The 2,389-nt window shown below is 54.1% G+C and carries 3 protein-coding genes and 1 pseudogene; 2 read left to right on the forward strand and 2 right to left on the reverse strand.

Annotation, left to right across the window (positions count from 1 at the left end; all coding sequences use genetic code 11):
* Window positions 1-274: pseudogene (gene glyA / locus ACQKP2_RS32480) on the forward strand (serine hydroxymethyltransferase); the annotation flags it as partial.
* Window positions 275-510: 236 nt separating this feature from the next.
* The gene (locus tag ACQKP2_RS32485) at window positions 511-1,041 is read left to right on the forward strand and encodes a hypothetical protein (RefSeq protein ID WP_427582337.1); all 531 of its coding nucleotides are present in this window, start codon (window positions 511-513) and stop codon (window positions 1,039-1,041) included.
* Window positions 1,042-1,173: 132 nt separating this feature from the next.
* Here the strand turns inward: ACQKP2_RS32485 and yjiA are convergent, their stop codons facing one another.
* Together yjiA and ACQKP2_RS32495 are read right to left on the reverse strand one after the other, a co-directional pair.
* Window positions 1,174-2,160 (reverse strand): GTPase, encoded by a 987-nt coding sequence (gene yjiA, locus ACQKP2_RS32490; RefSeq protein ID WP_427582338.1) that lies wholly within the window; start codon window positions 2,158-2,160, stop codon window positions 1,174-1,176.
* Between the two features lie 106 nt (window positions 2,161-2,266).
* Window positions 2,267-2,389: YbdD/YjiX family protein (locus tag ACQKP2_RS32495; RefSeq protein WP_427582339.1), on the reverse strand; the 123-nt coding region annotated here is incomplete at its 5' end.

A 2,389-nucleotide genomic window follows, 5' to 3' on the forward strand; every position in this document is an offset into this window, starting at 1 on the left:
CTCCGGTAAAGACGCCGACGCCGCTCTGGGCAAAGCGTTCATCACCGTGAACAAGAACTCCGTACCGAACGACCCACGCTCCCCGTTCGTCACCTCCGGCCTGCGCTTCGGCACTCCGGCTGTGACCACTCGTGGCTTCAAGGAAGCAGAGTGCAAGGAACTGGCTGGCTGGATCTGCGACATCCTGGCTGACCTGAACAACGAAGCGGTGATCGACGCCGTTCGCGAGAAAGTCAAAGCCATCTGCAAGAAGCTGCCGGTATACGGCGCTTGATCGCAGTAGTTTGAGAAAAAGCCCGGCTAAACAGCCGGGCTTTTTTTTGCCTGAAGTTAATCGAATGTTTGTTGAACAATACTAAAGTTGCACTTCACCAGCATGCAACCCAAAACAGAAAAACATCGAAATACCAAAAACCAAAAATAAATATCCGAGCCCTCATGGCACTGTTAGTTTCGTTCTGGCCACCGACCGGTGGTCTCTCAAACATACAACCATGGACGGACTTGACAATGAGCACAGATACCGAGCGCTCCTTCATTGCCAGCATGACGACAAACTACGGAAATCTGCATTTACCGAGAATCACCTATAATCGAAAAACTTTGGTCAATCGTTGGTATTACGAACTCTCTGCCTTCGACCGTCACGTCGATGTCTCAAGTTATCTGTGCGTCGCAGAAGGCGCTCCAACTGATCAGCTTGAGTTTTATTTCAAGTGCATAGACGACTACTACTCGATTTACCTTTTGACTGACAGCCATTACGACAAATATGCGCTCAGCAATGAAAACAAAAGCTTCATCAGTGCCTTTCGTTACGATGACGATCAAACTACTTATAACTTGTTGGACAGCAAAGGCGAAATCGTGACAATCGATCAACTCGAAGGAGAAACACACACTCTCAAAATACAAACTCGAGGTGGCCGCAAGTTAAGTGTTCAGGGAAAGACAGATGTCGGTGGAATTGTTTGCACCGGAAAAGAGGGCGGCAGTGTTCTGACTTTTAAACTTGAAGTTCTGGAGCGCGGAATCAGCTAGTTCCAGTAGAACTGCACATCTTTATCGTCCGTTCGTAATCAATACTCCCGAATACGGGTTTCACGAGCGGACTCAAATCCAAAGCCTGATAGGAGTCCGCCCTCCTGGAAACGCCGCTGAAAATGCACAAACCTATTCTGCCGTTACCCGCGCGAACCCCTCACGAATTTTCTCCTCGGGCAAATCATCGGCAATAAACACGATCACGCTTTCACGCGCCTCATCGTCCGCCCACTCGGTATCCCAGTCGAAGCCATAAAGCTTCAGCACTCCCTGAAACACCAGGCGCCGTGGCTCGCCGAAAATGCTCAATACGCCTTTGTAACGCAGCAGTTGCTTGCCGTGCTCCTCCAGCAGCTCGTTCATGAACTCGCTGAGCTTGTCGATATCCAGCGGCTTGTCGGTGCGCAACACCAGGCTGGAAATGCGGTCGATGGACGGCGCCTGGCTGACCGGACGCAAACTCACGCCACCGCCCAGGTCGGCGTTGAGATTGAAACCGCGCACATCGAGCAATTCGGCCAGATCGATCTTGCCGTGGTCCACCACACGGATCGGGGCGCGACGATTGATGCGGGTCAGGCGCTCGCTCAATGCGCTGAACGCGGGCTCATCCACCAGATCGCGCTTGCTCACCAGCAAGCGGTCGGCGAAGCCGATCTGCGCCTGGGCAATGGTCTGGGTCAGGTGCTGTTCGGCGTGTGCTGCGTCCACCAGTGTGATGATGCCATCGAGGATATAGCGGTCGCGCAGCTCTTCGTCGATGAAGAAGGTTTGCGCCACCGGTGCCGGATCGGCCAGGCCGGTGCATTCGATGACCAGTCGATCGAAGGCGATGTCGCCGCTGTCCAGTCGTTCGAGCAGCAGGTACAGGGCCTTGGTCAGATCGGTGTGGATGGTGCAGCAGACACAGCCATTGGACAGTGTCATCACTTGCACCGGCTCGTCCCCCAGCAACTGGGTGTCGATGCCGGCATCGCTGAATTCATTTTCGATCACGGCGATTTTCAGGCCGTGCTCGGCTTTGAGCAGGTGGCGCAGCAAGGTGGTCTTGCCGGCACCGAGGAAACCGCTGAGAACCGTGACCGGAATTGGAGTCGACAAATCTGAATCTCCCATGCACTAAAAAACGGTAGGAGCACGGTTTGCCGGCGATGACGTCCTCAAGACCGTTTTCGCCGGCAAGCCGTGCTCCTACCTGTTTGTGTTGCCTAACCTTCGTGCCTTAACAGCACTTGGGCCCACCCTTGCCACCGTAGCGCGCTTCCTGGCGCTCGCGAAAGAACGCCTCGTAGCTCATCACCGGTTTGTCCGGGTGTTTGCTTTGCATGTGCTCGACATAGTTGTC

It is taken from the genome of Pseudomonas sp. NPDC089569, from assembly GCF_050280625.1.
Classification (GTDB): domain Bacteria; phylum Pseudomonadota; class Gammaproteobacteria; order Pseudomonadales; family Pseudomonadaceae; genus Aquipseudomonas.